General features: G+C 43.3%; 24 protein-coding genes. 14 read left to right on the top strand and 10 right to left on the bottom strand.

The genetic code is table 11. The features are described from left to right. Nucleotides 1-247: 247 nt before the first annotated feature. From L1D23_RS14465 to L1D23_RS14450, 4 genes are read left to right on the top strand one after another with little or no spacing between them, the layout of a single operon-like run. The gene (locus L1D23_RS14465) at nucleotides 248-1,102 is read left to right on the top strand and encodes a transcriptional regulator (RefSeq protein WP_239867468.1); all 855 of its coding nucleotides are present in this window, start codon (nucleotides 248-250) and stop codon (nucleotides 1,100-1,102) included. Between the two features lie 10 nt (nucleotides 1,103-1,112). After that, nucleotides 1,113-1,628 (top strand): regulatory protein ToxS, encoded by a 516-nt coding sequence (locus L1D23_RS14460; RefSeq protein WP_239837559.1) that lies wholly within the window; start codon nucleotides 1,113-1,115, stop codon nucleotides 1,626-1,628. Between the two features lie 49 nt (nucleotides 1,629-1,677). After that, nucleotides 1,678-2,433 (top strand): sulfite exporter TauE/SafE family protein, encoded by a 756-nt coding sequence (locus tag L1D23_RS14455; RefSeq protein ID WP_239867465.1) that lies wholly within the window; start codon nucleotides 1,678-1,680, stop codon nucleotides 2,431-2,433. A gap of 6 nt (nucleotides 2,434-2,439) precedes the next feature. Further along, nucleotides 2,440-2,718, top strand: coding sequence for a SelT/SelW/SelH family protein (locus tag L1D23_RS14450; RefSeq protein ID WP_239867462.1), 279 nt, complete (start codon nucleotides 2,440-2,442; stop codon nucleotides 2,716-2,718). Nucleotides 2,719-2,744: 26 nt separating this feature from the next. On the opposite strand, the gene yfcE is transcribed toward L1D23_RS14450, so the two are convergent. Genes yfcE through L1D23_RS14425 form a run of 5 tightly spaced genes read right to left on the bottom strand, consistent with a single transcriptional unit; the run spans nucleotide 2,745 to nucleotide 5,607 of the window. Further along, nucleotides 2,745-3,290, bottom strand: coding sequence for a phosphodiesterase (gene yfcE, locus L1D23_RS14445; RefSeq protein WP_239867460.1), 546 nt, complete (start codon nucleotides 3,288-3,290; stop codon nucleotides 2,745-2,747). Nucleotides 3,291-3,340: 50 nt separating this feature from the next. Beyond that, nucleotides 3,341-3,745, bottom strand: coding sequence for a CBS domain-containing protein (locus L1D23_RS14440; protein WP_239837555.1), 405 nt, complete (start codon nucleotides 3,743-3,745; stop codon nucleotides 3,341-3,343). Next, nucleotides 3,742-4,092 carry a P-II family nitrogen regulator gene (locus L1D23_RS14435; RefSeq protein ID WP_239837554.1) on the bottom strand — a complete coding sequence of 117 codons (351 nt, stop codon included), beginning with the start codon at nucleotides 4,090-4,092 and terminating at the stop codon, nucleotides 3,742-3,744. Before L1D23_RS14435 ends, L1D23_RS14440 begins: the two co-directional genes overlap by 4 nt. Then, nucleotides 4,082-4,876: a DUF1538 domain-containing protein gene (locus tag L1D23_RS14430; protein ID WP_239837553.1), complete on the bottom strand. Its 795-nt coding sequence runs from the start codon at nucleotides 4,874-4,876 to the stop codon at nucleotides 4,082-4,084. The genes L1D23_RS14435 and L1D23_RS14430 overlap by 11 nt, the downstream gene beginning before the upstream one ends. Continuing rightward, a complete protein-coding gene (locus L1D23_RS14425) occupies nucleotides 4,873-5,607 on the bottom strand; it encodes a DUF1538 domain-containing protein (protein ID WP_239837552.1) in 735 nt (244 codons plus the stop codon). The genes L1D23_RS14430 and L1D23_RS14425 overlap by 4 nt, the downstream gene beginning before the upstream one ends. Nucleotides 5,608-5,837: 230 nt before the next feature. Between L1D23_RS14425 and L1D23_RS14420 the strand changes: the two genes are divergently transcribed. The 5 genes from L1D23_RS14420 to L1D23_RS14400 all read left to right on the top strand — a co-directional run bounded on the left by L1D23_RS14420 (nucleotide 5,838) and on the right by L1D23_RS14400 (nucleotide 10,305). Next, nucleotides 5,838-6,752, top strand: a complete 915-nt coding sequence (locus tag L1D23_RS14420) for a TIGR01777 family oxidoreductase (RefSeq protein ID WP_239867458.1) — start codon at nucleotides 5,838-5,840, stop codon at nucleotides 6,750-6,752. Nucleotides 6,753-6,796: 44 nt separating this feature from the next. Continuing rightward, a complete protein-coding gene (locus tag L1D23_RS14415; RefSeq protein WP_239867457.1) occupies nucleotides 6,797-7,624 on the top strand; it encodes an SDR family oxidoreductase in 828 nt (275 codons plus the stop codon). A gap of 303 nt (nucleotides 7,625-7,927) precedes the next feature. Then, the gene (locus tag L1D23_RS14410; protein WP_239867455.1) at nucleotides 7,928-8,782 is read left to right on the top strand and encodes a co-chaperone YbbN; all 855 of its coding nucleotides are present in this window, start codon (nucleotides 7,928-7,930) and stop codon (nucleotides 8,780-8,782) included. 138 nt (nucleotides 8,783-8,920) lie between these two features. Further along, nucleotides 8,921-9,844, top strand: a complete 924-nt coding sequence (locus L1D23_RS14405) for an SPFH domain-containing protein (protein WP_239867453.1) — start codon at nucleotides 8,921-8,923, stop codon at nucleotides 9,842-9,844. An 8-nt stretch (nucleotides 9,845-9,852) separates the two neighbouring features. Then, nucleotides 9,853-10,305: an NfeD family protein gene (locus L1D23_RS14400; protein WP_239867450.1), complete on the top strand. Its 453-nt coding sequence runs from the start codon at nucleotides 9,853-9,855 to the stop codon at nucleotides 10,303-10,305. Between the two features lie 541 nt (nucleotides 10,306-10,846). On the opposite strand, the gene L1D23_RS14395 is transcribed toward L1D23_RS14400, so the two are convergent. The 3 genes from L1D23_RS14395 to L1D23_RS14385 all read right to left on the bottom strand — a co-directional run bounded on the left by L1D23_RS14395 (nucleotide 10,847) and on the right by L1D23_RS14385 (nucleotide 14,079). After that, nucleotides 10,847-11,656 (bottom strand): DUF2057 domain-containing protein, encoded by an 810-nt coding sequence (locus tag L1D23_RS14395; RefSeq protein ID WP_239867447.1) that lies wholly within the window; start codon nucleotides 11,654-11,656, stop codon nucleotides 10,847-10,849. Nucleotides 11,657-11,788: 132 nt separating this feature from the next. Further along, nucleotides 11,789-12,919 (bottom strand): porin, encoded by a 1,131-nt coding sequence (locus tag L1D23_RS14390; RefSeq protein WP_239867444.1) that lies wholly within the window; start codon nucleotides 12,917-12,919, stop codon nucleotides 11,789-11,791. A 656-nt stretch (nucleotides 12,920-13,575) separates the two neighbouring features. Continuing rightward, complete coding sequence (locus tag L1D23_RS14385; protein WP_239867441.1) at nucleotides 13,576-14,079, bottom strand: DUF4442 domain-containing protein; 504 nt, start codon at nucleotides 14,077-14,079, stop codon at nucleotides 13,576-13,578. Nucleotides 14,080-14,285: 206 nt separating this feature from the next. Here L1D23_RS14385 and fcrX point away from each other — a divergent pair, with 206 nt between their 5' ends. Further along, nucleotides 14,286-14,735: a ferric iron uptake transcriptional regulator FcrX gene (gene fcrX, locus L1D23_RS14380; protein WP_239837543.1), complete on the top strand. Its 450-nt coding sequence runs from the start codon at nucleotides 14,286-14,288 to the stop codon at nucleotides 14,733-14,735. Between the two features lie 86 nt (nucleotides 14,736-14,821). Here fcrX and glnS read toward each other — a convergent pair whose 3' ends face one another. Continuing rightward, the gene (gene glnS / locus L1D23_RS14375; protein ID WP_239867438.1) at nucleotides 14,822-16,492 is read right to left on the bottom strand and encodes a glutamine--tRNA ligase; all 1,671 of its coding nucleotides are present in this window, start codon (nucleotides 16,490-16,492) and stop codon (nucleotides 14,822-14,824) included. 317 nt (nucleotides 16,493-16,809) lie between these two features. Then, nucleotides 16,810-18,348 (bottom strand): N-acetylglucosamine-specific PTS transporter subunit IIBC, encoded by a 1,539-nt coding sequence (gene nagE, locus L1D23_RS14370; protein ID WP_239837541.1) that lies wholly within the window; start codon nucleotides 18,346-18,348, stop codon nucleotides 16,810-16,812. 481 nt (nucleotides 18,349-18,829) lie between these two features. On the opposite strand from nagE, the gene nagA reads away from it, so the two are divergent. The 4 genes from nagA (at nucleotide 18,830) to asnB (ending at nucleotide 24,741) form a co-directional block, all read left to right on the top strand. Then, nucleotides 18,830-19,966 (top strand): N-acetylglucosamine-6-phosphate deacetylase, encoded by a 1,137-nt coding sequence (gene nagA / locus L1D23_RS14365; protein WP_239867435.1) that lies wholly within the window; start codon nucleotides 18,830-18,832, stop codon nucleotides 19,964-19,966. A gap of 2 nt (nucleotides 19,967-19,968) precedes the next feature. Beyond that, nucleotides 19,969-21,183: an ROK family protein gene (locus tag L1D23_RS14360; protein WP_239837539.1), complete on the top strand. Its 1,215-nt coding sequence runs from the start codon at nucleotides 19,969-19,971 to the stop codon at nucleotides 21,181-21,183. 80 nt (nucleotides 21,184-21,263) lie between these two features. Continuing rightward, nucleotides 21,264-22,853 carry a cation:proton antiporter family protein gene (locus L1D23_RS14355; protein ID WP_239867432.1) on the top strand — a complete coding sequence of 530 codons (1,590 nt, stop codon included), beginning with the start codon at nucleotides 21,264-21,266 and terminating at the stop codon, nucleotides 22,851-22,853. A 223-nt stretch (nucleotides 22,854-23,076) separates the two neighbouring features. Next, entirely contained in the window at nucleotides 23,077-24,741 is a 1,665-nt protein-coding gene (gene asnB, locus L1D23_RS14350; protein WP_239867429.1) for an asparagine synthase B, read from the top strand. Nucleotides 24,742-25,048: the final 307 nt, after the last annotated feature.

Genomic DNA, 25,048 nt, shown 5'->3' with positions numbered 1-25,048 from the left:
AACTCCATAACATCTATATTTATCGACCGTCCACATTGTCAACGAGGTCGATACTGATATAACCTGCAAGCTAACATGAGGGTGACAATTGTAAATTCAAGGTCAAAAATCATAAAAACAGTGTTTTTTAGGTATAATCTTGACTATTCTTGCACCTCAAAAAAATCAAAAAAACTAAACGTTACCTCCCTGCAACAGGGGATTTGCGCATCTGATGAAACTTATACAACAATAATGGCCATATCTAATGAGTAACATAGGCACTAAGTTCAATCTTGCTAACAGATTCACTTTTGACCCCAATACGAATTCTTTGGTGGACAAATTAAACGACAATGAAATCATTCGTCTGGGAAGTAATGAAAGCCGAATTCTGCTTTTACTATCAGAAAAGCCTAATGAAATCGTATCCCGTAATGAGCTGCATGACTTTGTTTGGCGCGAACAAGGCTTCGAAGTGGATGACTCAAGCTTAACTCAAGCCATATCAACTTTGCGTAAACAGCTTCAGGACTCAACCAAATCCCCCCAGTATGTAAAAACGGTGCCAAAGCGTGGCTATCAACTTATCTGTCCTGTTGAGCGTACTACTCCGTTTATGAATAGTGATACATCTTCAGTAGAAGAAAGGATAGAAGAGCCTGAAGAACTGGTGAATGAGTTGACGGCAGAGCCACAGGTAGTTGACATAAATCCCCTCCCGATTGCAGCTCCAACACCACAGACTGCTACTCAAAATAAAGCAAGACCAAAATGGGCAATACGTATCATGCTGCTTGTGGCGATATTATTGCCTCTCTGTGTGATTTTGTTTACCAATCCCGCTGAATCTAAATTCCGTCAGGTTGCGGTCTACGACAATATTCCAGTCAAAACCCCAATCAGTCATCCTGATCTGAGTCAATGGTACCCATCCATTAAGCAGTGCGTGAAACGCTACAATTCTGCTCATGCGACAGTTGCTCCGGTTGAAGTGATTGCAACGGGTGGCCAAAATAATCAACTAGTGTTGAATTACATTCATTCACTAGACAGCTCAGGTGAAAATATCACGGTTCGTATTTTTGCTGACCAACAAGATCTCAGTAAAGTTTGCCAATAGGAATAATGATATGAATCAGAAAATTGCAGCTGGATTACTTGCTCTATCAGCGCTATTAAGTGGCTGGCTTTACTGGGGAAGTGATCTGAAAGTTGAGCAAGTACTCACAGCGAAAGAATGGCAATCGAAAATGGTGACTGTGATAACAGACAGCCTCCAAGAAGAGTCCGTAGGCCCACTTCGTAAAGTGGATGTGACGTCTAATGTGAAATACCTACCTAATGGTAGCTATATGCGTGTTGCTACTGTTCGCTTATATGCCAACAATACAGAAAGTGAAAACATCATCAACATTTCTGAAACTGGAGAGTGGGACATTAGTGATAACTACTTGCTGGTATCGCCCATCGAGTTCAAAGATGTTTCTTCAGCCCAAAGCAAAGATTTCACTGCAGACCAACTCAAGCTCATCACACAGATCTTTAAAATGGATGCGCAACAGAGTCGTCGTATCGATATTGTCAATGAGAAAACGTTGCTTCTAACTAGCTTAAGTCATGGTTCTACTGTACTTTTCTCTAACTAACTTCGACCAAAGGGGAGCATGACGCTCCCCTAACTTCCTCTAAATCATCATGGATTGGATTCACTCAATTGGGCTGTTGATTGGCTCATTTATCTCAAACACGCTTGCAGCTCTGTCTGGCGGTGGAGCCGGACTCCTGCAATTCCCATTGCTCATTTTCTTTGGTTTGCCTTTTTCGGTCGCCCTAGCCACTCATAAAGTTGCAAGTGTTGCTCTGGGTATCGGCGCAGCGTTTACTCATATCAAGCAAAGAACCATAGATATCAAAGTCGCTTTCTTTTTGGTTATTGTCGGTAGCGTAGGGGTTATCATCGGTGCGAATATCGTGCTAATGATTCCAGAACCACTTGCCGAAACTATGCTGGGCCTGATGATTTTAGCGATAGGCATTTACTCTCGCTTCAAAAAGCAACTAGGTCAGCAAGAACTTCCAATCAATCGTCATGCTCGAGGTTGGATATTGGGCGGGTTAGGGCTCATTTTTATTGGGATAATTAATGGCTCCCTCACTGCCGGTTCGGGGCTGTTAGTTACCATATTCTTAGTTCGTTGGTTTGGATACAGCTACAAACAGGCTGTGGCTTTAACCATGATATGCGTCGGCTTGTTTTGGAATGGAATAGGCGGTGCTGCAGTGACCCAAGCTGGTGCCCCCATTTATTGGCCATGGTTGCCTATCTTATTACTCGGTTCTTTCCTTGGTGGCGGACTAGGAGCTTACCTAACCACTCGTTATAGTAATCAAGTAATTAAGGTTTGTTTTGAATTGCTGACCTTCGCGGTTGGCATTAAGTTATTAATATGAGTGATTATGAACAAAGCCAAAATTGATATTTATTACTGTCGCCAATGTAACTGGATGTTGAGATCCACTTGGTTATCTCAGGAATTGCTGCATACCTTCAGTGAAGAAATCGAAACTGTCTCTCTGCACCCTGATACGGGCGGCCGCTTTGAAATTCACTGTAATGAGCAGCTTATCTGGGAAAGAAAGCGAGATGGGGGCTTCCCAGAAGCGAAAACACTCAAACAAAGAGTCCGAGATATTATTGATCCTGAAAGAGACCTAGGACACTCTGACAGTAAGTAACAAGTGCCCGCTTTCACGGGCAGACTTTATAGTTTTACCGAGGCTAGCAACTGCTCATCGAAGGTGATGACTTTTAACTCCCCTTCTTCATAGAGACCAAAACTAGGCTCAAAGCCGTTACGCGGGAAGGTCACTGAGCCTGGGTTAAAGATTATTTGCTCTCCTTGCCATTCAGAGACAGGGACATGCGTATGGCCATGAACGATTGTATCACCGTGCTGCAGAGTGGGTCTTTTATCCGCATTAAACAAATGGCCATGCGTCAGAAACAAACGCTGACCCGTTTCTAATAAAACCCACGCATAATCCATCATCATTGGAAAAGACAGTAGCATCTGATCGACTTCACTGTCGCAATTGCCTCTAACAGCGATGATTTGCGCAGAATAATGGTTAAGTCGTTGAGCTACTGCCGGAGGGTTATAACCCTCTGGAATGGGGTTCCTCGGTCCATGGTTAAGAAGGTCACCCAATAAAACTAGATGTTGTGCTCCGGAATTTTCGAATTCAGTGAGCACTTTTTCTGTTGCCGGCAAACTTCCGTGCAGGTCTGAGGCAAAAAACAACTTCACGACATTATCTCCTCAATAAAACTGAGGCTATTGTACGGACTCAATATGAGTTAGTCATCTCTCGCCATACCATTAATCACAATATTGTTGTAGCTTACCATTCCTATCACCTGACCATTTTCAATTACTGGCGCTCGACTTATTCCAAAACGCTCAAATAAGCGAGCACAATATTTGACGTTCATTTCGGGATCCACAGACAGTGCGGGTTTAGTCATGATTTCGTAGATATTGATCCGATCTGGTGAACGATTTTTCGCCAGCACTTTTTTCGCAATGTCATTCATTAGTACTAAGCCATATTCATCATCATCGTGACGTTTATTCACCACCAGAGCCTTAACCTCATGACTACGCGCTAACTGAATGCCTTCTCTAACAGTTGTTAGACCATCAATCATGACATAAGTACTGGCCATAACATCCCGTACTCGGATTATTTCCTGAGCTCTCATAGTTCGTCCTCTACTACCTTGGTTAGCTTCTCTACTTGGTGCGCAACACCAACAGCATCCTCAATATCGATCTGCACAGCGATACCTTGTCCGGATTCCAAATCAAATTCACCAACATCACTGATCGTTTCTAGGATATGACGCGACAGGTGTTCCTCTACGACAAACAGCAACACATCTTTTTGAACTTCCAACGTCAGGCCAAAAAAGGTGCGTTTTTTATTCAAACCTTCACCTCTAGCGTTGTTGATCACCGTCGCTCCTGTTGCACCGGCATTTCGGGCCGCATCCAGAACCTTCTCCGTTTTACTGTCTTCAACAAAAGCCAGTATCAATTTAAAGCGCATTTTCACTATCCTCCTGCGCTGAATCTCTATTGAGCCAGCGAGTGATTTGGGCATAGCCCATAACAGAAATCATCGGGAATAAACTGGCAAAGGCAATCAAACCAAAGCCGTCGATCATGGGGTTTCGACCGGGAACAGTAGAAGCAAGCCCTAAACCTAGAGCTGCGACCAAAGGCACAGTGACAGTGGATGTCGTGACACCACCAGAATCATAAGCAAGCGGGACAATTAACTTAGGGGCATAGAAAGTTTGAATAACAACGATAATGTACCCAGCGATAATATAGTAATGGATAGGATCCCCCACTACGATTCTATAGCTACCTAAAGAAATACCAATTGCCACGCCTAAAGCCACAGCGATGCGTAAACCATTCACGCTTATTGAGCCTCCCGATACTTGGTTGGCTTTAATCGCAACGGCAATCAAAGATGGTTCCGCAATCGTGGTACTAAAGCCGATACAGAAAGCAAATAAATATACCCAATAGTAATCCTGCCAACCAATCGATCCCGATATGCTGGTTCTGAACTCTTGCAAAAACGACGGAGCAGTTAACTGTGTAGCCATGGTTTCCCCAAGAGGAAACAGTGCAAGCTCCAATCCAATAAGAAATAGAGATAGCCCCAAAATAACATAACCAAAGCCAAGCAAAACTTTAGGTAGATTGGTCACCGGACGGCGTAATACGACAAACTGAAAGCCGAAAATGATCGATGCAATCGGAATAACGTCACTGATCGTGCCTAAGAAAGTATCAAAGAAATGTGACCACTCAATCATGCCACCACCATCCCATAAACCATGACAAACATCATGGGCAGTAATGAAGCAAAAGCAATTAAGCCAAAACCATCGATCATTGGATTGCGCCCTTTAATCGCCGATGCCAAACCGACCCCCAAAGCGGTTACCAGAGGCACGGTTATGGTTGACGTTGTCACTCCACCAGAATCGTAAGCAACGCCAATAATGCTTTCAGGAGCAAACATAGTCAGCACCACAACTCCAACATAGCCACCAATAATCATGTATTGGATCGACCAGCCTTTTAGGATGCGTAACACGCCGAGCATAATGGCAATCCCAACGGATAAAGCAACGGTATAACGTAGGCCATTTGCGTAATCATCCATTGCTACGGCTTCAGACGCAATCATTCCACCTTCTGCTGCAACTTCTGCAGCCTCGCCCGCCACCGCGGTTAAAGCGGGTTCAGCAACCGTCGTTCCAAAACCTAAACAGAAAGCAAAGATCATCAACCAAAAGACGCTCCCCTTTCGAGCAAACGCTTGAGCCATCGACTCTCCAATCGGAAACAACCCCATCTCGAGCCCAAAGATAAAAAAGGTTAATCCCATCACGACCAACATTAGGCCAAACAATATCGAGAGCATGTTGGGTAGCGGCTCTTGCAGCACAACTAACTGGAAAAAAGCAATTACAGCAACAATGGGCAGTAAGTCTCGTAAACTGCCAAGAAACGCTTTTAACAGCGCGGCAATTGCTTGCATAGACACCTCTTATCCGTGAAGTTCTTGGATATGATGGCAAATGGATCGCGCACTTGATGTGACTCGCATAGCGAGATGACTAAGAAAAGTCACAAAATGTTAATTATGTGATAATCATTAGTTTTGCATAATCAGTGATCCGAATTACAGCTAACTCGCTATAATTATTAGAATTACCGTTTTTGTCTGTTGAGTTATATGGCATTTATGGAGGTTGAAAGGAGATCGGAATGAAAGTACTACTCACTGGGGGCACTGGCTTTATTGGCAAGGAATTACTGAAACACTTCACAACCTACGAAGTGGTTTTACTGACTCGCTCCCCTGCTAAAGCAAAGTCTTTAGTTACTCATGCGGATCTGGGCAATGTCACTTATATTTCCAGCCTAGAACAGTACCGCGATCTCAATGAATTTGATGCTGTTGTCAACCTTGCAGGAGAACCCATTGCAGACAAGCGTTGGAGCAAGCAACAAAAAGAGAAAATCTGTCATAGCCGTTGGAGTATCACCGAAAAGCTCGTTGATTTGATTCACGCCAGCACCTCCCCACCAGCAGTGCTCATCAGCGGTTCTGCGGTGGGTTATTATGGTGATCAACAAGATCATCCATTCGATGAAGCTTTGCATGTTCATCATGAAGGTTTCCCTCATTATGTCTGCGCAAAATGGGAACAAATAGCCAATCGCGCTCGCTCAGAGTCAACCCGAGTCTGTATTTTAAGAACTGGTATTGTACTTGGGCAAGATGGTGGCGCATTAGGCAAAATGTTATTGCCCTACAAGTTGGGCTTAGGGGGGCCGATAGGCAGTGGTCAACAATACATGCCGTGGATACACATGCTGGATATGGTTCGAGGCATCGTGTATTTACTCGAAACCGAACATGCCCACGGCGAGTTTAATCTATGCGCGCCTCACCCAGTGACCAATAAGCAATTTAGCCAAACATTGGCAAAGTCCCTCAATCGACCTCATTTTCTGTTTACCCCTAAATGGGCTCTTCGTTTCGTTATGGGTGAAAGCTCTTCCCTCCTATTTGACAGTATTCGCGCCAAGCCCAAAAAGCTTACCGAACTGGGATTTCGCTTTAGCTACTCCCGAGTAGAGCCCGCGCTAAAAAATCTATTACAACATCACGAGTAATCTTTTACTCTAGCTTATCTCTACGAGCTAAAAGAAAGGAATTCATGTCTCAATCTATTCTCATCACAGGCTGTTCCACGGGGATCGGCCACGTTTGTGCTCATGCTCTGCATCAAAAAGGCTATCAAGTCATCGCATCCTGTCGACACGCCGATGACGTTGAGCGCTTACGTAATGAAGGGTTAACCTGCATTCAACTTGACCTTACCGACAGTAACAGCATCTCCAAAGGAGTGAAACAAACGTTAGAGCTAACGAATGGACAGTTGGATGCCTTGTTCAATAATGGCGCATACGGGCAACCTGGAGCCTTGGAAGATCTGCCAACACAAGCTTTACGTGAGCAATTCGAAACCAACTTCTTTGGCTGGCACCAACTGGTTCAAGAGGTCCTGCCTAGTATGCGCCAAAATGGCAAAGGGAGAATTGTCCAGAACAGCTCAGTTTTAGGCTTTGCCGCAATGAAATATCGCGGAGCCTATAATGCATCTAAGTTTGCATTAGAAGGCTGGACTGATACGTTGCGCTTGGAGCTAAAAGGCAGCGGCATAGAGATTTGTTTGATCGAGCCCGGCCCGATAGAAACCCAGTTTAGAAAAAATGCCCTGCGAGCTTTTACCAAATGGATTGATATCAACTCAAGCGTGCATCAAAAGCAATATCAAGAGCAGTTAGAGAGGCTAACAAAAGAATCATCGAACAACTCATTTGTCCTACCAGCCGAGTCATGCATCGCCCCTCTCCTACATGCTCTAGAATCAGATAAACCGAAAATTCGCTACCGCGTTACCACTCCAACAAAAGTCTTTGCTGTACTGAAACGGCTACTTCCGAGTCGGCTACTCGATGACATTTTGCGACGAGCTGCTTAAAAATAAATCACCGAGTGTAATTTTTTCGTAATAATAAGACGATAACTTACACCGTGAAGTTGCTCACTTCATGACCTCCTATAAGCGTTACATTCGGTAAAAAAACATGACATTGAACCAGCTAAACTGGCTAAGTGTGGGTGTTGCGCTAACTTTGTTTATCGTTTTATAAACACCTTCGCTTGCATTAGTCAGCAAAAACACCGCCTTAAACAGCGGTGTTTTTGTATCTGCTACTCCCTTGATATCTATAGTAACTGCCCATATGTTTGATGTATCAAACTCTTTGCAAGGAATCACCAAATGCAATCTCCTTTTATTGTGGAATTGAACGAGCAAAACTTCCGTCAAGTGCTGGAAGGCTCAATGCAAACGCCAGTCCTGATTCATTTTTGGGCGCCAATGAGCCAAGAAAGCGCGCAAGTTATTCCAGAGCTACAAACCCTAGCTCAACAATACAACGGAGCTTTTACACTAGCGCTCTTGAACTGTGAACAAGAACAGATGATCGCTAGCCAGTTTGGTGTCCAGGCACTACCAACCATTGCACTGTTCGTTAATGGTCAACCCGTTGATGGTTTAGGAGGCCCGCAGGACCTTGCTGCAATCCAAGCGATGTTAGCTAAACATTTACCCAGTCAAGACGAACTAAATCTCAAGCAGGCAATGGATTTTGTACAAGCGGGTGAACATGCTAAAGCGTTACCTCTACTTCAAGACTTGCCGGAAGAACTAAAGCAAAAAGGTGATGTAAAACTTGCCCTTGCCGACTGTTTGCTAGAGATGCAGAAGTTTGACCAAGCCAAGGCACTGCTTAATACCATCCCTCTAGAGTATCAAGATAATTATTACAAAGGATTGATAGCAAAATTAGAATTGCACGACCAAGCAGCGAATAGCCCTGAAATCCAATCGCTTGAGCAAGCGCTACAAGATAACCCTAATGATGCCCAAACAGCAGCCGAACTGGCTCTAAGTTACCATCAAGTTAACCGAGATGAAGAAGCATTAGAGCTACTTTGGAACCTGCTAAGATATGATCTCAATGCACTTGATGGCGATATAAAGAAACACTTTATGGATATTCTCGCTGCTTTAGGGCAAGGAAACCCAATTGCTGGCAAGTATCGACGCCAGCTATACTCTATCCTCTACTAGACACTTCAAATTCATCAATAAAAGCCGGCTTATCCGGCTTTTATTTTTCCTAAATCTAGCTTTGGTTCTCATTATGTCATTGTGCTACCACATGAATTAAGCAACAATCGACATAATAACTTATACAAGGAATCAGATATGGCTATTGACTCTCTCATTACCATCGGCATTTTTCTTATTGTCGTCATCGCATTTATTATCGCAGGTGTTAAAACCGTTCCCCAAGGTAATCACTGGACCGTCGAACGTTTTGGCCGTTATACACACACTTTGAAACCAGGCCTAAATATCATCATTCCCTTTATTGATGGTATTGGTCAAAAGATCAATATGATGGAGCGCGTGCTTGATATACCAGCTCAAGAAGTCATTTCTAAAGATAACGCGAATGTAACGATTGACGCCGTCTGTTTCGTCCAAGTCATCGATGCTGCCCAAGCGGCGTATGAAGTGAACGACCTTGAACACGCTATTCGAAATTTAACCCTCACCAACATCCGTACTGTACTTGGTTCGATGGAGCTTGATGAAATGCTCAGTCAACGCGACATGATCAACAGCAAGTTACTTTCCATTGTCGATGAAGCGACTAATCCTTGGGGGGTAAAAGTTACCCGTATCGAAATTAAAGATGTTCAACCGCCGTCAGATCTTACCGCTGCAATGAATGCCCAGATGAAGGCGGAGCGAAACAAGCGTGCAGAAGTACTCGAAGCAGAAGGGGTTCGTCAGGCTGAAATATTAAAGGCCGAGGGTCACAAGCAATCAGAAATATTAAAAGCAGAAGGTGATAAACAAGCCGCTATATTACAAGCCGAAGCTCGTGAGCGTGCTGCGGAAGCCGAAGCGCGTGCTACGTCCATGGTGTCAGAAGCGATCGCTAAGGGTGACATGCAAGCGGTTAATTACTTTATTGCTCAAGGCTACACCGACGCACTTAAGTCAATCGGCCAAGCTGAGAATGGCAAGATCATCATGCTTCCACTTGAAGCTTCGGGGCTAATGGGCTCTGTTGCGGGTATCGCCGAAATGTTTAAGCACTCGAACGAGTCAACTAAGTAGAGGCTAATGTGTTTGAGTTACTAGACAGTATCAATCATTGGCATTGGCTAGCCTTCGGGCTAGCTTTACTTGCTATCGAACTGCTGGGTACCGCTGGCTATTTTTTATGGCTTGGGCTGTCAGCCTTAATTGTGGGTATTTTACTCACATTTATTCCAATGAGTTGGCAGCTACAGTGGAGCGCCTTTAGCATCTTTTCACTGATGACTACTTGGTTATGGTGGAGAAAGCAATTCAAGCAAGATGCTTCTGACGATCAACAACGGGATTTAAACCAAAAGCAGAAGCAAATGATCGGTCAGAAAATCTTGATAGAATCTGATCTCACACCAGGAAAGCACCGAATCAAGGTGGGTGATACAACTTGGTCGGCACAAACTAACCAATCAATTCCAGCAGGAACCATGGTTGAAATCACCCAAGTAAATGGCATTGTTCTTACCATAGAAGCAAAAAATTAACCTCTATTATTAGGCCCTTTGCCTGAACAAAGGGCCTTTTTCATTCTGCAACCACTCAATACCAAGAAAAAACTCAATATATCAATAACTTAAATCATTCCCACCTTGAATTAAGTGACTGTTTTTATATGAAAACAGCCTTAATCAAGCTCAGCCTTTTTACCTAAAAGAAATACCATTCTAAATATATCATCGACTTATTAATTTATTTCTCACAAAAAGTAAGAGTTATTTATTAAAGAAAATTTTTAATAATTAAACTTTTTTTGATCTTTTACCATTAAGCGACATACTAATAAGCATCTCTTTAATGAGATTTTAAATGAGGTGTTTATTATGAAATATTTCTTTGCGTTAGCTTGTAGTCTTATTTTTAGTTTTTCGGTAGCTGCACAATCACCCGTAGGAAGCACTGCTTCTGGCCCAATAGTGAAATGTGAATTAAATTCAGGAGTAGTTGAACGTATGCCGATCGTTATATGTGAAAATAGCAATGGTACGGTAATGAGATAAAAAAGGAGCCTTTCGGCTCCTTCTCTTTTTATAATTCTAGTAGTTGTTTAATGAGTGTTTTTCTTTCTTCTTTCGTTGCTTTTCCATACCAGTAACCAAACATTTCTTGTTGCTTGGAAGTGGTTTCAAGCGTCAATTTGGTCGAGTTGCGATTTTCAACCGCCCAGCTCAATAGCTCATCACGTTGTTCTTCTGCCGTTTCCTTAAACCAATACTGCGTCATCTCTATCGCTTTTGAAGACGAGCTTTGAGCCACAGGAGTCACTGTTGCGGCAGTAGCAACAGGAGCAGCTAGCACAGCCGGAGCTACATTAGAATTGGCACTGTTCACAATCGCTTCAATGTAACCTGATGGGATAGAGAACGTAATATTATTAGCATTCGACGCGCTCACATCAAACTTGAGATCTTGGTACGGCTGCTGTGCGAGAAGCTGGCTAGGCACTGGAAATCTGACATACTGAGTTTGAGTACATACATCACTACAGGTTTCCGCTGAGGCTGCATAAGGCTTAAGTGCCACTTCTTGACTACTGCCCTCAACCATCACTGTTTTAAATTCGTTATAATTTTTAAAGTACTGCAGCTCCATTTTAATAAAAGAATCCGGCACATTTTTGCTCTGTGTCGGCTCTACGTAATTCAGCTCTAGTGATGACTTAACCAACTGCCCACCATTCACTTCAAGTGTATCCGGTGTTAATGATTTACCAACAATAATTCGATAATTCTGTTTAGATTCAATGCGTTTTACTGAATCAGTAAAGTCACTTGTTGAATCTAATGTAGTACAACCTACCATCAATAAAGGCAATGACGCTAAAATAATTTTCTTCATATAAACCACCCTGGAAATAACTCCGTTATATACTATAGAATTACCTTTATCTTCAGGCTCTACTTCTCAATACAACAAACGCTGGCCAACTAAGGCCAGCGCGTATCATTAAGAATAAAAATAGATAAAGTCTTAGAAACCGTACTCTAGACCAACACGTACAACCATAGTTTCTGTGTTTGTCGAACCGTCGGAAGATAAGATATCACGCTGCGCAATACGTACGTAGGGTACGAAACCATTGTGAACATACATTAACTGACCAGATACAACACTGTCTTCGTTGTTTGCTTTAACACCAGCAGTTTCTGAGTCCATATTGGCTGCGTAACCTAGCTTAAAGCCCCATGGTCCTGTCCAGTATTGACCAATGATTGAGTAAGAAGCCTGCTCAGATTTGTCTCCACCCTGTACATCAGATTCACCAGCCTTATATGCACCTGCGATTCCAAAGCCTGCTGGAAGTGATGCCTCAAAGCCAACTAGATAACCAAAAGTATCGGCAATTGTTGCATCTGTTGCCGCAGTAGCATCACCAAACGAAATACCAGTTCCACAACCTGCTGCTTCTAAACATGTACCTGCAGCTGTTGCTGCTGTTAACTGGCGATCGGTTTCCGTCTCTAATGCAGCATGGAATGTAATGCTGTCATTCAGACGATAATGTGCTGCCGCACCATAGAAGTAGTTATCTTTTACACTTGAGTCGCCACGACCTGTTGCGAGATTGAAAGTAAAACCATTGTAATCAACTGAATCGTAGCGTGCCATATCACCGTGACGATCACGGTTATACTTTACATCACCACCCCAGTCCCATACAGCGCCCAAACCTGGGTTTGCGTAAGGCCAGTCAATTACTTCGTACATAGGTGTTAACATACGACCAAAGCGGACTTTACCCCAATCACCTTGTAGGCCTAGGAAAGTATCACGGTTACCCAGTGATGCTCCATCTCCATTTTCACCAACATAACCTGATTCGATCTGCATAAAGACATTGAGGTTTTCAAACATATCTTTACTGGCACGGAAACCAATACGTGATTCATTTTCGTAATCGTAACCGGTGCCAGTATCAGTCGTCACACCCGATTTCGTCTCTTCAGAATCGTAGTTAACGACTGAGATCGCTGCCACACCATAAGCTTGTACGTTGAAGTCAGAGATGATACCAACCTGAGATGATTCAGCTGCCAATGCACCTGTAGAAACCATCGCCACTGCTGCACCGAGAAGAGTGCGTTTGAACATTTTTTCCATGGAAAAACTCCTAAAAATGGATATAGCTGTTTTTGTTGTTCTCACCTTAAGTTGGCCGCCGAAGGGAGAATCATTTCCTATGTCGAAAGTAAAAGATTAATGACTATCGCTCACTTTCTAATTTCTGCATACACCCAGTGTATCCATGATTCTAAGACTAACTTCGCGACAAAAAACATCAATCAGAACTTAATTTCAAGATAAAAAAATATGACCCGCTACAAATTTTTATAAACATAGTGATCGAGGTCTAATTATCAATAACAATACCAAGCCAAAAACAATAAAGATATTAAAAATCAAATGTTTATAATAAAATATCAATCAGACAACTTTGAAGTCACTCGCATAAAAATAATTAAGAAAGGAACTTTCTCAGTTATAAGATCTTGATCATTGCATTATTTGGGGGCTTAAAAACAAACAAAATCATCAGTATTTTTACATATAAAAAAAAGATTGAATCATGGTTTAACGTCGGTCAATACGGTAAATATATGATGAGAGGGGGAATGGTAGTCATTACTCTGTGGCAGAAAATGGGGTTACTTTGCAACACTTAAAACAGCGGTAGGTATTTAGAAGTGAGTCAGAATAGAAAACAACAATTCAAAGGTATTCCGCATGAACACACTCCATGGTCAGTGAGCATTTACCTATACAGCGTGTTCTTCGGCTTCTTCTTCTCGATATTGAGGCTTTTTGCGCACATAAAGTTTACGCTGCACCTCCGAAACCACATTACCGGTTTCATCTTTTACATAAATCACAAATTCAGGGAAACACTTATCTCCATTCGATGTTTTCAGTAAAATATCATCAAGCAACTCCTGAGAGACAATAAAGTCTGCGTAGAGATCACTTTGCCCTGGCTTTATAAAGTTAATACTCGCTTCTTTATCCCACACATAGTAACGCTCACCTAAAATTCCCATCAGCATTAGTGAATAAACAGGGTCAGTCAGAGAAAAAATACTGCCGCCATACTGAGTGCGGTTCGCATTTTTATTCCACCAGCGCAGTTTGAGTTTCATTTTGACCTGACGAAAATCTTCGCTTATTGAAATGATCCTGATGCCAGCTCCCCAGAATGGAGGCCAGACATTAAGAGCAAACTTTACGATTCCAGGCTTGTAAATTTTAGCTAGTGATTTATTCATTCTTTCATCCCTGAAATAGAGCCTTCATAACTAGATGTTAAACAATTGTAACTGGTCTGATGTGTTTTATCAGTGACGCTACACGTGTTTATAAAAAAATACTAGTAACCCTTTGAACTTCGTGGTTTATTGTTATCTTGTACTGCCCTATAATGATAGGAATATTGAATTCTGTTAATTACCGCAGATCATCAACAGGAAAGTTTATGTCAGACAATAACCAAGCTCTTAAGGACGCTGGTCTTAAAGTTACACTTCCGAGACTGAAGATTTTAGAAGTACTCCAACAGCCGGAATGCCAACATATCAGCGCTGAAGAACTGTACAAAAAGCTCATTGATCTTGGAGAAGAGATCGGGCTTGCGACAGTTTATCGAGTTCTGAACCAATTTGATGATGCAGGTATTGTTACTCGCCACCATTTTGAAGGCGGCAAATCAGTTTTTGAACTATCTACCCAGCACCACCATGACCATTTAGTATGTCTGGATTGTGGGGAAGTGATCGAATTTGCAGATGACATCATAGAAGAACGTCAGAAAGAGATTGCGGCTCAGTATAATGTCATTCTGACAAACCACAGTTTATACCTTTACGGTAAATGTGCAGATGGCAGCTGCCGCGACAACCCAGATGCACATAAATTGAAAAAATAACGAATTAGACAAGCGTTCCAATCATGAGCGCTTTTCTTTTATCAAATAAAACAGCCAGTCATATGACTGGCTGTTTTATTTAACGCTTATTTTGCTTCAATTTTCGCCCAGGTATCACGTAGACCTACAGTGCGATTGAAGACTAGCTTATCTGCGGAAGAATCTTTTGAGTCTGCGCAGAAATAGCCCATACGCTCAAACTGGTAACCCTTTTCAGCTTCGGCGGTAGCTAGACTTGGTTCTACAAACCCATTCATCACAACAAGTGAGTCAGGGTTGATTGTCTCAGCAAAGTTATCGGCTGCTGCTGGGTTTGGCACTGTGAACAAGCGATCGTATAGGCGAATCTCAGCAGGTAGGCCTTTATCTGCCGATACCCAGTGAATAACACCTTTCACTTTACGGCCATCAGCTGGGTTCTTACCCAAAGTGTCTACATCGTAGCTACAGTAGATGGTGGTAATATTACCCTCTGAATCTTTTTCGATACGCTCTGCTTTGATCACGTAAGCACCACGTAGGCGCACTTCTTTCCCCAAAACCAATCGCTTGTACTTCTTGTTCGCTTCTTCGCGGAAGTCTTCACGTTCAATCCAAAGTTCACGGGTGAATGGTACTTCACGCTCACCCATCTCAGGCTTGTTAGGATGATTAGCAACGCTGAGTATTTCAACCTTACCTTCATCATAGTTTTCGATAACAACCTTAACTGGATCAAGCACAGCCATAGCACGAGGCGCGTTTTCGTTTAGATCATCACGAATACAAGATTCTAGTGAACCAAACTCAATCATGTTTTCTTGCTTAGTGACACCAATACGCTTACAAAATTCACGAATCGATGCAGGCGTGAAGCCACGGCGACGCAAGCCAGAAATAGTTGGCATACGAGGGTCATCCCATCCGTTGACTAAGTTTTCAGTCACAAGCTGGTTCAACTTACGCTTAGACATCACCGTGTATTCTAGGTTTAGACGGCTGAACTCGTACTGGCGTGGCTGACAATCAATAGAGATGTTCTCTAGTACCCAATCGTATAGGCGACGATTATCTTGGAACTCAAGCGTACATAAAGAGTGAGTAATCCCCTCTAGCGCATCCGAGATACAATGTGTGAAGTCGTACATTGGATAAATGCACCACTTATCACCCGTTTGGTGGTGCTCAGCAAAGCGAACACGGTATAGAACAGGATCACGCAGTACGATGAAAGAAGACGCAAGGTCAATTTTCGCACGCAAGCACGCTTTCCCTTCTTCAAAGCCACCCTTGCGCATTTTTTCAAATAACGCTAAGTTTTCTTCCACACTGCGGTCACGGTATGGGCTTGGTTTACCCGGTGTTGTCAACGTTCCACGGTATTCACGAATCTGCTCAGGACTTAGCTCTTCAACATACGCTAAGCCTTTCTCAATTAATTCAACCGCGTACTCGTAAAGCTTATCGAAGTAGTTTGATGAGTAACAAATCTCACCATCCCATTCAAAGCCTAACCAGCTCACATCATTCTTAATAGACTCAACGTATTCAACGTCTTCTTTTTCAGGGTTCGTGTCATCAAAACGAAGATTACACTGTCCTTGATAGTCCTGAGCAATACCAAAGTTTAAACAAATTGACTTAGCATGACCGATATGCAAGTAACCGTTCGGTTCCGGCGGGAAACGAGTATGCACGCTAGTGTGTTTACCATCCGCTAAATCTTTATCAATGATTTGGCGAATGAAGTTCGATGGACGAGCCTCAGCTTCACTCATCTATAGCACCTCAATTATTTTAGTATTGTCAGAGAAAAATAGTGTTTGTGTTCGTCATTAGCGACGCCAAACATATAACGGCTAATGATCCACAATTCTTCGCAATTACACAACTATAACCAGACTTTTATTGGTAAATAATCCATCGATAGTAGACAGGCACGCTGGCTTTGCTTATGAAAGCAGCAAATTTATTGAGCAAATCATATGAAGGGCTCGCTTGATACCTGGTATCCGAGAAGAAGTGAATACAAAAAATCCCCAAGTGTGTACTTGGGGATTTTGTATAAGACTAAAGTTTTTAGCTAGCTAGCAAGCTAAGCTGGTAATTGCACATCTGATAAATCAGCATCCGCTGGGATGTTTTTCATTTCACCCGCAACGATTTCAGCTAAGGGTCCTAGAATAACTTGGACATTGTTAGAACCAAGCTTCACAACTCCCATCGCTCCCAAGTCTTTCAGTGTCTTCTCACTGATTAAGCTAGTGTCTTTGATAGTGAGACGTAGGCGAGTGATACAAGCATCGATATTATCGATGTTGCTGTGACCGCCAAGAGCTTTAAGGTATTGTTTCGCTAGCTCAGAAGAATTTTCAGAGCCTGTCACACCAGACGTTTCAGCGCTTTCGTCGTCTTCGCGACCCGGGGTCTTCAGACCAAACTTCACGATAACAGTACGGAAGATTGTGTAGTACAGAGCGAAGAACACAAAACCTTGAAGGATTAGCATATACCATTGGTTTGACTCAGGTTTCGCTGAAGATAGAACCATATCAACTAAGCCTGCAGAGAAGCCAAAGCCAGCGGTCCAGTTCATTAGGTCAGCAATGTATAGAGAAATCCCTGTTAGAGCCGCGTGTATAACATATAACACAGGCGCTAGGAACATGAATGAAAACTCAAGAGGCTCAGTAACACCAGTAAAGAACGATGCAAAACCAGCAGCAATCATAATAGAAGCAACTTTGGCTTTATTCTCAGGTTTAGCAGTGTGGTAGATAGCAAGTGCAGCACCTGGCAGACCAAACATCATTACAGGGAAGTAACCTCCCATGTAGCGACCTAGCTCACCAATAACACCAATCACTTCACCATCAGAGTTTAATTTAACAAGTTGACCACCTTGCTCGACAACGTTACCTGCCGCCCAGAAGTTACCCAAGTCATTAATGCCAGCCATGTCAAACCAAAATACAGAGTTTAGCGCATGGTGCAGACCTACAGGGATAAGTAGACGGTTGAAGAAGCCGTACAAACCAGAACCAACCTCACCTAGGTTAGTGATGCCTTCACCGAAAGAGACTAGACCCGTAAAGATGACTGGCCACACGTACATAAGCACAAAAGAGAGGATGATACCGGCGAAAGAAGTTAGGATTGGTACTAGGCGCTTGCCTGAGAAGAACGCCAATGCTTTTGGTAGCTCAACTTGGTAATAACGGTTGTAGAGCTCAGCAGCAACAATACCAGAAAGAATACCAATAAACTGGTTACCAACTTTAGCAAAAGCCAATTTAGTTTCTGGGTCATCAAGAGCTACTAGGCCAATTTGCTCGACCGTACCAGGGCTAAGTAAAGTGGTAATGACTGTGTAAGCAACGAAGCCTGCGAGAGCAGCTGCGCCATCTTTGTCTTTTGACATACCGTAAGCAACACCAATTGCAAACAATACAGACATGTTATCAATGATTGCTGCACCAGCTTGGACTAGGAAAGCGGCAACTGCACTGTTACCACCCCAACCTGCTGGGTCTATCCAGTAACCAATACCCATGAGTATTGCTGCAGCAGGAAGAGTAGCTACAGGCACCATAAGCGCCTTACCTACCTTCTGAAAGTATCCGAGAATATTCACCGTATAGTTCCCCCTATAGGATTTTTGTATTTTTGGCTGAGCGACTTTTTTTATTCGCTCAATTTAGTCCTGCTCAGTGTATGCCATTAATTTTGCCCCGCAAATTAAAACCTTATCAATTGTGATCATAATCACCAGAAAATGGCCTAATTCGAGGATTTTGCTAGCGAGATCATAAAACTTATTTTACAATACAAAAAAATAGCACCGCACACCTAATATTCACGGTATTCTGAACTTATTATCATCATGACAATGCTCGTAGTTCAAGAAGTCTATCTGGTATTACCCAGTAAGCTTCTTCATATTCAGCAAGCTTTTAAATGAGACAGAATGTAATTTCAGATAGAATATCTCTTGCTTGCTCAAGATATTTTGCGACCTAATTGAAGCTCACGAATAAAGTATAAAGATACGTAATGAATGTTTCAGTTAGGCGGATAGAAGTATTAAAAATCAAACTTATAAGGATTAGCTAACCATGTATGCGCTAACTAACTGTAAGATCTTCACCGGCAACGACGTTCTTGTCGACCACGCAGTCGTCATTAAAGACCAACTGATAGATTCGCTATGCCCGGTAGCTGACCTTCCTCATGATATTGAAGTTCAGGACTTAAACGGAGCAAATCTTAGTCCCGGATTTATCGATCTGCAGCTAAATGGTTGTGGTGGTGTCATGTTGAATGACGAGATCACTGCTGAAACCATGCAAATCATGCATGAAGCAAATCTTAAGTCTGGCTGTACTAGCTTCCTTCCAACTCTTATCACTTCTTCTGATGAAGATATGCGTCAAGCAGTATCAGCTGCACGTGATTACCATGCTCAATACCAAAACCAATCACTAGGTCTGCACCTTGAGGGGCCGTATTTAAATGTGATGAAAAAAGGCATTCATAGCGTTGATCATATCCGACCATCAGAAGACAGCATGATCGATTTCATGTGTGAAAACGCAGATGTCATTGCAAAAGTGACACTCGCACCAGAACATAATGACCCTGCACACATCAAACGCCTAAGAGCTGCGGGGATTGTCGTATCAATCGGTCATACCAATGCGACGTATTCTGAAGCTCGTCAGAGCTTTGACGCTGGTATCACGTTCGCTACTCATCTATTTAATGCAATGACGCCTATGGTAGGGCGTGAGCCTGGGGTAGTTGGAGCAATCTACGATACCTCAGACGTTTACGCGGGCGTCATCGCCGATGGGTTCCACGTCGATTATGCAAACATTCGCATCGCTCACAAAATCAAAGGCGAAAAATTAGTATTAGTGACAGATGCCACAGCTCCTGCAGGCGCTGACATGGATTACTTTATTTTTGTTGGTAAGAAAGTATATTACCGAGATGGTAAGTGTGTTGATGAAAATGGCACACTAGGCGGTTCAGCACTGACAATGATAGAAGCTGTACAAAATACCGTTGAGCACGTCGGTATCGCGCTGGACGAAGCACTTCGCATGGCAACCCTATACCCAGCGAAAGCAATAGGGGTTGATGAGCAACTAGGCCGTATCAAACAAGGCATGGTTGCAAATCTGACAGTCTTCGATCGTGACTTCAAAGTTCAAGCGACGGTTGTTAATGGACAATACGAGCAAAGTTAAGAATGAATGGCGGACAAATAGGTAACGTAGACTTAGTAAAACAGCTAAATAGCGCAGCAGTTTATCGACTGATCGATCAACAAGGGCCGATATCTCGAATCCAAGTCGCGGACGTTAGTCAACTCGCGCCAGCAAGCGTTACAAAAATCACCCGCCAATTACTCGAACGTGGTCTTATCAAAGAAGTCGCACAGCAAGCCTCAACGGGAGGGCGTCGTGCGATTTCACTGACCACCGAAGTCGAGCCTTTCCATTCAGTAGCCGTACGTTTGGGCAGAGATTACATTCAATTCAGCCTCTACAATCTTGGTGGTAAAGAATTGGTTTCTGGATATCAGGAATTCTTCTATACCACTCAAGAAGATTTAGTTGACGGTCTCACCTCTCACCTAAAAAACTTTATTCAATCTAACCACTCGGTCATCAACCAGTTGATCGCCATTGGTGTTTCTCTACCCGGTCTGGTAAACCCTGAAACTGGCGTTGTCGAGTATATGCCTAACATCAGTATCGATAACCTTGCCCTCGCCGAGCTGATCGAAAACACCTTCCATGTTCAATGCTTCGTCGGTAATGATGTTCGAGGTATGGCGCTTGCGGAACATTACTTTGGCGCGAGTAAAGATTGCCAAGATTCGATTTTAGTCAGTGTTCATCGTGGTACAGGGGCAGGTATTATCGTCAACGGCCAAGTTTTCTTGGGTTTCAATCGCAACGTCGGTGAAATTGGTCATATTCAGATCGATCCCCTAGGGGAACAATGCCAGTGCGGTAACTTTGGTTGCCTCGAAACGGTAGCAGCTAACCCTGCGATCGTTGAGCGAGTAAAAAAATTAATCAAACAAGGTTATGAATCCAGCCTGACAGAACTGGAAACCATTACGATTAAAGAAGTGTGTGATCACGCAAACATGGGTGATGAACTGGCCAAACAAAGTTTGGTTCGAGTAGGTAACCAGTTAGGTAAAGCCATTGCAATTACTATTAACTTGTTTAACCCACAAAAAATCGTTATCGCCGGGGATATTACCCGTTGCGAAGAGATTATTTTCCCTGCAATTCGCCGCAATGTGGAAAACCAGTCTCTCACTACTTTCCACAGTGGACTGCCGATTGTCGCCTCTGAGATCGATAGCCAGCCAACGATTGGGGCATTTGCAATGATAAAACGTGCGATGCTAAACGGCGTTTTGTTACAAAAATTGCTCGAAGATTGATCTAGTAAGCAATCAGTTGAGTTAGAATAACGGGTTACAATTATGTAACCCGTTTTTATTAGGACAAGAATCAGATTCATATGGAACTCATTTTAATCTCTTCCGCCTTTCTGGCTGGGTTCATTGCCCTCAAGTGCAACTTGCCCCCTTTGGTCGGTTTCTTACTGGCTGGTTTTGCTTTGCACGCTTTTGGTTTTGAAACGAATGGCACCATAGTCACGCTGGCCGATCTTGGAGTGACCCTCTTGCTGTTCACAATCGGTTTAAAACTGGATATCAAAACACTACTATCCAAAGAAATCTGGGCGGGGGCCACCATACACAATCTGCTATCTACCCTTTTATTTAGTGCTGCCCTACTCTGCTTCAAATTCTTAGGTGTCAGCTCACTAGCGAGCATGTCTGCAGAGCAATTGCTCCTGCTTGGTTTCGCACTCTCTTTCTCTAGTACCGTTTTCGCCGTGAAATCTCTCCAAGAAAAAGGGGAGATGAATGCCACTTACGGCACTATGGCGATTGGTATTCTAGTTATGCAGGACATCTTTGCTGTGGTGTTTCTAACCGCTTCAACGGGCAAACTGCCTGAGTGGTACGCCATTGTACTCTTTGCTCTACCATTATTGCGCCCTGCCTTTTACAAGATGCTCGACTGGGTTGGCCATGGCGAAATGCTGGTACTATTCGGTATTTTCTTTGCGCTAGTCGTCGGTGCTGGGTTATTCGAGCTGGTCGGAATGAAGCCAGATCTTGGCGCTTTGATCCTAGGAATGCTCCTTGCTGGGCACCGCAAGGCATCAGAACTTTCTAAATCACTGTTTAATCTCAAAGAACTTTTTCTCGTTTGTTTTTTCCTCAATATCGGTTTGGCAGCGCAACCTACCATGTCAGGTTTTGCCTTAGCTATTTTGTTCTTACTGCTATTGCCACTGAAAGGGATTCTATATTTTGCCGTACTGAATACCTTTAAGTTCCGTGTACGGACTTCATTACTCACCACACTGAGCCTATTTAACTTTAGTGAATTCGGTCTCATCGTTGGTGGACTCGCCTTTAAAATGGGCTGGATGAGCGGAGATATATTGGTTGCTTTAGCATTGGCAGTCTCCATCTCCTTTGTTCTAGCATCACCACTCAACCGTAAAGGCCACGAGTTATACCGTCGTTCTGGCCGCTGGTTAAAAGAACATGCAGCGGAGAAACTTCACACTCGCGATCAGCTCATTAATCCGGGGAATGCTCAAGTTCTGATCCTTGGTATGGGACGCATAGGCACTGGTGCCTATGATGAGTTACGCTCGCGTTATGGAAAGATTTGCTTAGGTATTGAAGTGAGAGAGGACGCCGCTGTACAGCATCAAGCTGAAGGACGAAATGTGATCGCCGGAGATGCCACTGACCCTGACTTCTGGGAACGTATCCTCGATACGGCCAACGTAAAGTTAGTTCTACTCGCCATGCCTCATCACCAAGGGAACCAAACTGCACTAGAGCAGCTACAGAGCAAAAAATTTCAAGGCCAGATCGCAGCTATCGCAGCATACCCTGATCAGCTTGAAAGCCTGAATGAAGGAGGGGTAGACGCTGCGTTTAACATATATAGCGAAGCAGGGAGTGGCTTCGCTAGGCACGTCTGTGAGCAATTGAAACCGACCTTCAGCACTTCACAATAACGTACGAACAAGGCAGCGACATAGCTGCCTTTTCTTTACTAACACCTTAAATCGTTCAAAAAACGAACCAAACATAGATCTCATTCACCAAATCAAGTCTAATGCTAGATAAAATTTAACAACAACCTTGTTAGTTAAACTTTTTTATCAGTGAGTGTTGATTTTTTTAATCAAAATGGCAAATTGAACTCAGCAGATTAAATAAGGTTTATAAGGAAGTTGTATGTGTTCTATCTTCGGTATTCTAGACATCAAAAGTGATGCTCAATCCCTTCGACCAATAGCACTGGAAATGTCTAAGAAGCTTCGTCACCGTGGCCCAGACTGGTCAGGTATCTATTCTTCAGACAAAGCCATTCTCGCTCATGAGCGTCTTGCTATTGTTGGATTAAATAGTGGAGCACAACCTCTGTATAGCGCTGATAAAAAGCACATCCTTGCGGTAAACGGTGAAATCTACAACCACAAGGAAATCCGTGCACGTTATGAAGGTAAATACGATTTTCAAACCGACTCTGACTGTGAAGTCATCCTAGCGCTTTACCAAGATATGGGCGCTGACCTTCTCGAAGAACTCAACGGTATTTTCGCATTCGTTCTGTATGATGAAGAGAAAGACACCTATCTCGTCGGCCGTGATCACATTGGCATCATTCCGCTTTACCAAGGTTACGATGAACACGGTAACTACTATGTCGCTTCTGAAATGAAAGCATTGGTGCCAGTATGTAAAACCGTCAGCGAATTCCCTCCTGGTTGTTACTATGGAAGTGGTGATGCAGAGCCTCAACGCTACTACATCCGTGACTGGAATGAGTACGCTGCAGTCCAAGGCAACTCCACCAGCAAAGAAGAGTTGACTGAAGCACTTGAAGCTGCAGTTAAGCGCCAGCTCATGACAGACGTGCCTTACGGTGTGCTTCTCTCTGGCGGCTTGGACTCTTCTATTACTTCAGCGGTAGCAAAACGTTTTGCGGCGATGCGTATTGAAGATGATGAGAAATCAGAAGCGTGGTGGCCGCAACTCCACTCTTTTGCGGTAGGTCTTGAAGGTGCTCCTGATCTCAAAGCAGCGCGAGAAGTGGCAGACAAAATCGGTACGGTTCACCACGAGATGACCTACACGATTCAAGAAGGTCTCGATGCTATTCGTGACGTTATCTACCATATCGAGACCTATGACGTAACAACCATCCGAGCTTCGACGCCTATGTTCCTTATGGGTCGTAAAATTAAAGCAATGGGTATCAAGATGGTGCTTTCTGGTGAAGGTGCCGATGAAATCTTCGGTGGCTACCTCTACTTCCACAAAGCACCAAACGCGAAAGAGTTCCATGAAGAGACAGTACGTAAGCTGCTTGCTCTCAACATGTTTGACTGTGCACGTGCCAACAAATCACTTGCGGCATGGGGCGTTGAAGGTCGAGTGCCTTTCCTAGACAAAGAATTTATCGACGTGGCAATGCGTCTGAACCCAGAAGATAAGATGTGTGGTAACGGTAAGATGGAGAAACACATCCTGCGTGAGTGTTTCGAACACTACCTACCAGATTCAATCGCATGGCGTCAGAAAGAGCAGTTCTCTGATGGTGTCGGATACAGCTGGATCGATACGCTTAAAGAAGTGGCTGAAGCAAAAGTCTCTGATCAGCAAATGGAAACGGCTGCCTACCGCTTCCCATACAACACGCCGACAACAAAAGAAGGCTATGTATACCGTGAAATCTTTGAAGAACTATTCCCGCTTCCATCGGCGGCAGAATGTGTCCCTGGCGGCCCATCAGTCGCTTGTTCTTCAGCTAAGGCGATTGAATGGGACGAGTCATTCAAGGACATGGCTGACCCATCAGGCCGAGCTGTTCAGAGTGTTCACAACGACTCATACTAACCAAACTTAAAAGAGGCTCATTGAGCCTCTTTCTTATTTCACAACAAACTTCTTCAAATACTGCAAAGCAATCAGTTTGCTCACTTACTAGCCACCCTTTCTCAGCGCTGCCCACTTCTTCTTTTTTCAGATATGACAGCATATTGTAAAAATCATAATCTCGATTTTGCAAACTAAGTTTATGGTACGTTATTTTCAGCAATTAAAAGCCATTATTTCTTTTATTTCAAACAGTTACAACAAAACCATAAGCATGACTAATAAATAGAGCCATTGCAGATAGATCTACTACGGAGTATATGTAGGA

It is taken from the genome of Vibrio sp. Isolate24 (genome assembly GCF_022398215.1).
GTDB classification, from domain to species: domain Bacteria; phylum Pseudomonadota; class Gammaproteobacteria; order Enterobacterales; family Vibrionaceae; genus Vibrio; species Vibrio coralliilyticus_A.
Note: the sequence above shows the minus strand (reverse complement) of the source record. Positions and strands in the feature narration are given on the sequence as shown.

Excerpts from the sequence above, each read along its gene's own strand:
- L1D23_RS14465 (WP_239867468.1), top strand. The coding sequence starts at position 248 with ATGAGTAACATAGGCACTAAGTTCAATCTTGCTAACAGATTCACTTTT.
- L1D23_RS14460 (WP_239837559.1), top strand. The coding sequence starts at position 1,113 with ATGAATCAGAAAATTGCAGCTGGATTACTTGCTCTATCAGCGCTATTA.
- L1D23_RS14455 (WP_239867465.1), top strand. The coding sequence starts at position 1,678 with ATGGATTGGATTCACTCAATTGGGCTGTTGATTGGCTCATTTATCTCA.
- L1D23_RS14450 (WP_239867462.1), top strand. The coding sequence starts at position 2,440 with ATGAACAAAGCCAAAATTGATATTTATTACTGTCGCCAATGTAACTGG.
- L1D23_RS14440 (WP_239837555.1), bottom strand. The coding sequence starts at position 3,745 with ATGAGAGCTCAGGAAATAATCCGAGTACGGGATGTTATGGCCAGTACT.
- L1D23_RS14435 (WP_239837554.1), bottom strand. The coding sequence starts at position 4,092 with ATGCGCTTTAAATTGATACTGGCTTTTGTTGAAGACAGTAAAACGGAG.
- L1D23_RS14430 (WP_239837553.1), bottom strand. The coding sequence starts at position 4,876 with ATGATTGAGTGGTCACATTTCTTTGATACTTTCTTAGGCACGATCAGT.
- L1D23_RS14425 (WP_239837552.1), bottom strand. The coding sequence starts at position 5,607 with ATGCAAGCAATTGCCGCGCTGTTAAAAGCGTTTCTTGGCAGTTTACGA.
- L1D23_RS14420 (WP_239867458.1), top strand. The coding sequence starts at position 5,838 with ATGAAAGTACTACTCACTGGGGGCACTGGCTTTATTGGCAAGGAATTA.
- L1D23_RS14415 (WP_239867457.1), top strand. The coding sequence starts at position 6,797 with ATGTCTCAATCTATTCTCATCACAGGCTGTTCCACGGGGATCGGCCAC.
- L1D23_RS14410 (WP_239867455.1), top strand. The coding sequence starts at position 7,928 with ATGCAATCTCCTTTTATTGTGGAATTGAACGAGCAAAACTTCCGTCAA.
- L1D23_RS14405 (WP_239867453.1), top strand. The coding sequence starts at position 8,921 with ATGGCTATTGACTCTCTCATTACCATCGGCATTTTTCTTATTGTCGTC.
- L1D23_RS14395 (WP_239867447.1), bottom strand. The coding sequence starts at position 11,656 with ATGAAGAAAATTATTTTAGCGTCATTGCCTTTATTGATGGTAGGTTGT.
- L1D23_RS14390 (WP_239867444.1), bottom strand. The coding sequence starts at position 12,919 with ATGGAAAAAATGTTCAAACGCACTCTTCTCGGTGCAGCAGTGGCGATG.
- L1D23_RS14385 (WP_239867441.1), bottom strand. The coding sequence starts at position 14,079 with ATGAATAAATCACTAGCTAAAATTTACAAGCCTGGAATCGTAAAGTTT.
- fcrX (WP_239837543.1), top strand. The coding sequence starts at position 14,286 with ATGTCAGACAATAACCAAGCTCTTAAGGACGCTGGTCTTAAAGTTACA.
- glnS (WP_239867438.1), bottom strand. The coding sequence starts at position 16,492 with ATGAGTGAAGCTGAGGCTCGTCCATCGAACTTCATTCGCCAAATCATT.
- nagA (WP_239867435.1), top strand. The coding sequence starts at position 18,830 with ATGTATGCGCTAACTAACTGTAAGATCTTCACCGGCAACGACGTTCTT.
- L1D23_RS14360 (WP_239837539.1), top strand. The coding sequence starts at position 19,969 with ATGAATGGCGGACAAATAGGTAACGTAGACTTAGTAAAACAGCTAAAT.
- L1D23_RS14355 (WP_239867432.1), top strand. The coding sequence starts at position 21,264 with ATGGAACTCATTTTAATCTCTTCCGCCTTTCTGGCTGGGTTCATTGCC.
- asnB (WP_239867429.1), top strand. The coding sequence starts at position 23,077 with ATGTGTTCTATCTTCGGTATTCTAGACATCAAAAGTGATGCTCAATCC.